Consider the following 6505-nt stretch of genomic DNA (forward strand, 5'->3'; position numbering starts at 1 on the left):
AATTATTTTCTATCTGTTAGATGAAAAAACAGTACCTGCTTCAAGCTGATATCCTCTTAGGAAATCACCTGTAGCCATACGCTTCTTGCCTTCTAACTGAAGCTCATTTATCTCAAGTGCTTTATCACCACATGCTATCGTAAATACGTTTTTATTAACATCGATGACTGTTCCTGCTTCACCTGTCTTATCTACTACTGTAGCCTTCCAAAGCTTAAGCTGTTTGCCATTTACAAATGTAAATGCAGATGGCCATGGATTAAGTCCTCTAATAAGACGCTCTATTTCCTCAGCTGGCTTTGTCCAATCGATATTTCCCATGTCCTTACTAATCATGCCTACATGAGTAGCCTCTGCTTCATTCTGAGGGATTGGAGTAATCTCACCTTTTTCAAGAGCTTCGATAGTCTTAACTGCAAGCTTACCACCATCAAGTGCCAGCTTATCAAAAAGGCTTCCACCAGTCTCATCAGCTGCAAGCTCTATCTCAGATTTAAGAAGCATATCTCCATCATCAAGGCCTGGGCCCATCAGCATTGTTGTATTTCCTGAAACCTTTTCTCCGTTGATAACAGCCCACTGAATTGGGGCAGCTCCACGATACTTAGGAAGAAGTGATCCGTGAACATTAACACAGCCAAGGCGTGGCATATCAAGAATCACCTTTGGAAGAATCTGTCCAAATGCTGCAACTACAAAAACATCTGCCTTATACTGGCTAAGATATTCCACTGACTCCTCAGCCCTGATTTTAACTGGTTGATAAACTGGAATGTCGTGCTCTACTGCAAACTCCTTAACAGGGGTAGGCTGAAGCTTTCCGCTACGACCCTTTGGCTTATCTGGCTGGCTCACCACAAGGATTACCTCATGGCCGGCCTCATATATTGCCTTAAGTGTCTCCACCGCAAAATCAGGTGTGCCCATAAAAACTACTTTCATCTATATCAATCCTTTCTCACTAACGCAAAATAAAACGCCTAAAAAGGCTACACTTTAGTGTAACATTTTAAGGCGTTTCGTACAACTTTTACAGGATCACATCCATTTTTTATTTATCTATAATCGTAACATTTTTCGCTATTTCTTCCGCCTGCTCAAATGAGAATTCTTTTTTAGCTAATGCCAAATAATAATACTTTTCATTTCCTTCTTTTAAATAATAGAATTCCCAGTATTCAGAAAAGGTATCAGCTTCTTTTAGCTCAACCCCAGCATCTTTTAATTCTTCTTCTAAAGCAAATGTGTAAAATTCATTTAAAGATGTAGCTTCCATAATATACCAACCATCGTTTTTCTCTGATGGGATTACATCTTGAATTCTCTTTTCGAAATGATTACCTGTAGGTAAACCATATGGTTGTGGAACGCCATCTAAAAATTCAATATTTACATCATTATTAGTAGCCAAAATCCTTCCTATAAATCCTGCACATCTCCATTCATCATAATGAGTTGTAGCATCTAACTCAGAGCCTGCTATATCTTCTTTAATCACATCGTATATTTCCTGTGACATAGGATAAACTTCCGGCAGAATAACTGCTCCGCCACTAATCCCTTGGTTAAAATTCAATTCTCCAATTGTATATTTTTCTGGAAGTTTCACAGTGAGCCACTTATCCAGCGATTCTCTTCTTGACACAAATTCATCCAAATCATTTTTGTATACATAATTATCATAAAGTATGACTACATCACCATTAATATCATTTTTAATGTATACTGCATCCAACTGATTATTTTCGGTATAACTAGCTTGTATCCAATAATAAATATCATCATAGCTAAAATAAATATTATAGCTATACCACAAATCTCCATCAGCTTCTCGAGTATCCAGATTGTTGGTAGAATCAGCGAATTTTGTAAAATCAATTTTATCAAAAGTATGATTGTAATATGCGTCTCTGAAAGCATTGTATTCAAACTCAACTAACTCTTTATTTGATTCTTGCGTTTCAGCTTTTGTGTCTTGAGTGCTAATAGTTTGCCCACAGCCTGTAAAAAGCAATACTCCCGCACATAATATATAAGCCATATTTTTTCTATACATTAGTCTATATTTTCCCTTCTTGTAGCTGCATAGACATAGTTTCTCAATGCTTTTTACTTAAAATTTCCTGTAGTTCAAATCTATACTTTTGCTTCACATCTGGATACTTTTCATGGTCTACTTCCGATAAAAACATTTCTTTTGGTCTCACCCAAAGTGAACCATCACCATATAATTTACGATATACAACCATCTCTTCTTGAGTTTCAGAATCTCTTGCGATATCTTCCACCAGGTAATAATCCCCCTTAAAGTGCTTATAAACTCTATGTAAAACTAATTCTTGCATCTTCGCCTCCGTATATTTAATTTTTGCTCGATTATCATATATCTTACAGAACCATAAACAATGTGCCTGCTCCTATCAGGATGCAACCAATAGCTGACTTTACAGTAAAATCCTCGTGCAGGAAAACAAATGCCAGCACCAATGTAATAATTATGGACAGCTTATCAATCGGAACAACCTTGGAAGCATCTCCTATCTGCAGTGCTTTGTAATAGCAAAGCCATGATGCACCCGTTGCAAGACCGGACAATATAAGGAAAATCCAACTCTTTGGGCTAATTGTTCTTATGCCATCCTGCTGATTAGTAATAAATACCATCCCCCATGCCATTATTACAACAACCATGGTGCGGATAGCTGTGGCAAGATTTGAGCCAACGCCTTCAATTCCTACTTTTGCCAGTATTGATGTTAATGCAGCAAACACTGCCGAACCAAGAGCTAACCAAAACCACATAACTATACCTCCTCATCTAATTGATAAAACATTCACGATTCTCGCATCAGCTTTTAACCTGGAAGCCTCGTCTTTATATTCCACTATTTGCTATTACAAGTGCTATTCCTGATGCGATTAAAAGTATGATTACTATCTTCTTTACTATCTTGTCATTTATTCTGTCAGCACTACTCATTCCTGCAATCAATCCCACTAACATAAATGGAGATAGCAACACAGCTTTCTTTAGCATATCTAAATTTAATATTCCATAAACGATATACAATGCAATTCTAAATGTATTCTCAATAATAAATACTGTACAAATATTAGCTTTAAAGGATTTTGAATCTTCAGTTGTTCTACCAATATAGGCACCAAGCAGTGCACCAACGCCATAAAGTCCGCAGAGAAAACCTGATAAAACCCCAATTATCACAAGCAAAATCTGTGAGTTCTTAGATTTCTTTTCAGATAGTTCTCTCAGCCACATCTCTATACCAACAATCACCACCAGAATACCAAAGATGATTTTTACTATAGTTATATCTGTATTTTTTAAGAAAAAAGCTCCTGCGCTGCTTCCAATAATTACCATAAAAGACAATGGCAACACTATCTTTAAATCAATTGATTTTCGCTCTTTCCAGCTAATTATCAGATTAGTTGGATAGCCCAACATTAGTTCCACCGGCGATATATTTACATTTGCCACTCCAAAGCTCAGTATTGAAGTAAATACCAGTGTGTTTGCAAATCCACATAATCCCTTTATATAAAAAGCAGCAAGCGTGGCAATTATCCAATAAAACATTTATTTCGTCACCCCTAACTATAATCTGGTTGCTGACCGTCATGGGTCTTCCATGCACATTCTGTAATTTCCATATTTGTAAATGTTGCCAAAAAAGATGAATCTTCTGGGCTACAGGCATAGATACCAAAACTAATCTCCATTGGAGCATTGAACATGTGACATATCCTCATCTGCTTAAAGTTTATTCCATCTAGGGAATTTTCAACACAAAAATCATCCTCCCTGCGGCTTAGACGAAACCAAATGGATTTTATCGATGGATCAATATCTGTAGATGCCCAGTCAGAGTAGCCGTTATTTGTGGCCACACTTCCTAGTCTCTGAATCTTTTCATTTTCATATTCCACCGATGCCTTAAGCCAATTGTCACTATCCAGATACATAATTATCCCACTTTGATCAAAACGTACCTTAGAATCAAAATCTGTCCGCACCACAAACGAAAAGAATTGCTCCTCTGTTTTCATTTGTAGTGCAGGAGCATTATCATTTCTAAAGTGATAATAGGTCCTCTGCCAAAGATCAGTGTGTGGCTCAGTTATGATTTCAACCTTATCCTTTGTGACCTGACAAGATTTTGGTTTTCTTATCCATTCCATTGAACTTGCATCAATTTTCATTATAATTTCCCCCTGTATCCAGATTTGAAGTCATCGCACTCCTGTACTTAAAGAGCCCTACAAACTCAAATTTATAAATTTCATTGTCCCCAAAATACGTATTTATTGAGCCTTAAGCTTCGAAAACACTTGCCAAGCGACTTACCACCTGATCATTTGTAACTTTATACATCTTCAAACTATTCTGGTCGAATTCATCTTCTCGAAGATTATTAATGAAATGATGAATATCCTCCTTGACAGATTCTGGCAAATCCGATACGGGATTCACTCATTAAATTTTAGCAGCCCTGCTACCATACATATTCCTCCAGCATTTCTCTTATAGAAATCTCGATTCTTTCATCTTTTTTTTCATCATCTGACAATGATAATAAAAGTGATAATGGATCAATAGCATCACCTTTTTCAAAAGAAACCACGTAACCTACCTCCTGTATGATACAGCCAGGTTCGTCTTTTTTTATATCAACCAACCTATCCTTCAGTGCCAAATCTTTTATATCTTTCTTTGCCACGACAAAGGTCGGATATTTATTATCAGATATCATTGAATATTCAGCAAGCGCTGACATTCCGCCTAAAACAGGAAGCTTCAGATTATCATTAATATAAAAGATATTAATCACCGGATTCCTCATATAAACTTCAATGCTACTCCACAATTCCTTTATATCATCTGGTACATTAATGACACGTGACTTGCCCTTGGTTCCAAGAATTGGCATATCAAAAAAATCTATCTCATCGAAACACCTAGAGGCAGACATTTTTGTTATATCTAGTTGTTCTGCAGCTTTTGTAACTGTAACCTCATTCCATTTTCCATAAATTGCTGTAAGAATCATTTTCTGAGTTAAAAATGATATTCTTTGAACTGGTTTTATAGTTCTTTCAGTAGCAGAATTAAGAAGGATACCTAAAAATGGAAGAAATATTTCCTTATCTTCTACGATAAAAGGAATTCCATCTGCAATCATTGCATTCTTAGAGTAAATGCTAGTATTCTTTATATACAAAGCACAACGCATATCCAAAAGCTTTTCAATTTGTCTATGGTTCTTTCGTAACTGAGCCAAATTGATTTTTTCCTTTGGAATTGCTATTAACCACTCTATATTATGCATACTTGCAATTTTGAAATCATATAATGAAGAATAAATCATTGGAAGTTTTCCATTATAGTCTACATCTTTAATATCTACTTCCATCCCAATGCTCTTCTCTAGAAATTCTTTCATACCCAAACCTCTTTTTATTTTGTAACGCAATTTATGTTACAAAATAAAAATAGCACTTTTAATGCCTAAAATCAAGACAAATCATATCTTTCTCCCAACTCGTAAACAGCTTGTTGATGATTCACTATATCAATCTCAAAATCGTCCACAGACTGTGGACAAATCTCCGCTTACAAAAAATAGAGAATCCTAAGATCCTCTACACTAAATAAACCTTTATTACAATCTTCTCCGGAAAGTGAAAACGTCTATGTGTATCATTATTTATTCAATTAGGTTGACAAATTTGAAGTTGTTATTTTCTCCTAAGTTCTTTAATAAAGCTCGCACTGACTATTATCATCATTACAGCTAATATATCTGAAGCAATCAATTGCCCAATCGCAGCCGCTGGAATTGGCTGCAACGGCCATGGCTCAATAAAACTGGCAAGACATGCCCTAAATATCCAAACCACCGTAAGAAAGAAATAAAAATAAATAATTTCTCGATTTATTGCCAATGCTCTTTTTCCTAACACAATTAGCATCGTGCTTAAACCAAACAGCAGCAACGAAAAGCAATAGTTCGTATAATCAATCCCCACTATAAGATTTTCATATTGCATTGGAAGATAGTCATACCACTGAAACATCCATGGGACAAAGAAATGCCACACTCCCACTAAAGCACTTATTACAACTGAAATATAATACAGAATCTTTATTCCTTTTTTCAAAATGAGTCACCTCTTTAAATTTGAATTTAGCGATTAGAGCTTCATGAAAGACTTGATTTCTTGTTCCAAGAGACGAAATACGTTTGCAACCAGATAGCCATCAGCGATTGCATGATTTAGACGAACGGTCACAGGCATGACAAGCCTACCGTTTTCTTCTCTGTATTTTCCCCAGTTAATGATTGGCGCAAAATATAGATTTCCATCGGGAAGTTCAAGATGAAGTGAATCATAGGAAAGCCAAGATATAAACGACGCATCAAACCAGTTGGGATGGTTCACTATATCCAGACCGTATTCCCTTGTCTTCTTTGCCTCTTCAACA

9 protein-coding genes are annotated in these 6505 nt (G+C 36.1%); all 9 read right to left on the reverse strand.

Annotation, left to right across the window (positions count from 1 at the left end; all coding sequences use genetic code 11):
- Positions 1-9: 9 nt before the first annotated feature.
- Complete coding sequence (gene fmt, locus IJ535_RS06600) at positions 10-942, reverse strand: methionyl-tRNA formyltransferase (RefSeq protein WP_294300343.1); 933 nt, start codon at positions 940-942, stop codon at positions 10-12.
- Positions 943-1051: 109 nt separating this feature from the next.
- Positions 1052-2041: a hypothetical protein gene (locus IJ535_RS06605; RefSeq protein ID WP_294300345.1), complete on the reverse strand. Its 990-nt coding sequence runs from the start codon at positions 2039-2041 to the stop codon at positions 1052-1054.
- A 58-nt stretch (positions 2042-2099) separates the two neighbouring features.
- Positions 2100-2345, reverse strand: coding sequence for a DUF1653 domain-containing protein (locus IJ535_RS06610; protein ID WP_294300347.1), 246 nt, complete (start codon positions 2343-2345; stop codon positions 2100-2102).
- A 43-nt stretch (positions 2346-2388) separates the two neighbouring features.
- Positions 2389-2802: an EamA family transporter gene (locus IJ535_RS06615; protein ID WP_294300350.1), complete on the reverse strand. Its 414-nt coding sequence runs from the start codon at positions 2800-2802 to the stop codon at positions 2389-2391.
- Positions 2803-2875: 73 nt separating this feature from the next.
- Positions 2876-3598, reverse strand: coding sequence for a sulfite exporter TauE/SafE family protein (locus IJ535_RS06620; RefSeq protein WP_294300352.1), 723 nt, complete (start codon positions 3596-3598; stop codon positions 2876-2878).
- A 14-nt stretch (positions 3599-3612) separates the two neighbouring features.
- Positions 3613-4221, reverse strand: coding sequence for a DUF1349 domain-containing protein (locus tag IJ535_RS06625; RefSeq protein ID WP_294300354.1), 609 nt, complete (start codon positions 4219-4221; stop codon positions 3613-3615).
- A 293-nt stretch (positions 4222-4514) separates the two neighbouring features.
- Positions 4515-5462 carry a hypothetical protein gene (locus tag IJ535_RS06630; protein ID WP_294300356.1) on the reverse strand — a complete coding sequence of 316 codons (948 nt, stop codon included), beginning with the start codon at positions 5460-5462 and terminating at the stop codon, positions 4515-4517.
- Between the two features lie 295 nt (positions 5463-5757).
- Positions 5758-6180 (reverse strand): hypothetical protein, encoded by a 423-nt coding sequence (locus IJ535_RS06635; protein ID WP_027111100.1) that lies wholly within the window; start codon positions 6178-6180, stop codon positions 5758-5760.
- A gap of 33 nt (positions 6181-6213) precedes the next feature.
- A partial coding sequence (locus IJ535_RS06640; protein WP_294300363.1) for a CatA-like O-acetyltransferase occupies positions 6214-6505 on the reverse strand: 292 nt, incomplete at its 5' end.

The organism is Pseudobutyrivibrio sp. (assembly GCF_017471675.1).
Taxonomy (GTDB): Bacteria; Bacillota; Clostridia; order Lachnospirales; family Lachnospiraceae; genus Pseudobutyrivibrio.

What these genes read in the sequence shown, in the direction of transcription:
- fmt (WP_294300343.1), bottom strand. Translation starts at nt 942, where the DNA reads ATGAAAGTAGTTTTTATGGGCACACCTGATTTTGCGGTGGAGACACTT.
- IJ535_RS06605 (WP_294300345.1), bottom strand. Translation starts at nt 2,041, where the DNA reads ATGGCTTATATATTATGTGCGGGAGTATTGCTTTTTACAGGCTGTGGG.
- IJ535_RS06610 (WP_294300347.1), bottom strand. Translation starts at nt 2,345, where the DNA reads ATGCAAGAATTAGTTTTACATAGAGTTTATAAGCACTTTAAGGGGGAT.
- IJ535_RS06615 (WP_294300350.1), bottom strand. Translation starts at nt 2,802, where the DNA reads ATGTGGTTTTGGTTAGCTCTTGGTTCGGCAGTGTTTGCTGCATTAACA.
- IJ535_RS06620 (WP_294300352.1), bottom strand. Translation starts at nt 3,598, where the DNA reads ATGTTTTATTGGATAATTGCCACGCTTGCTGCTTTTTATATAAAGGGA.
- IJ535_RS06625 (WP_294300354.1), bottom strand. Translation starts at nt 4,221, where the DNA reads ATGAAAATTGATGCAAGTTCAATGGAATGGATAAGAAAACCAAAATCT.
- IJ535_RS06630 (WP_294300356.1), bottom strand. Translation starts at nt 5,462, where the DNA reads ATGAAAGAATTTCTAGAGAAGAGCATTGGGATGGAAGTAGATATTAAA.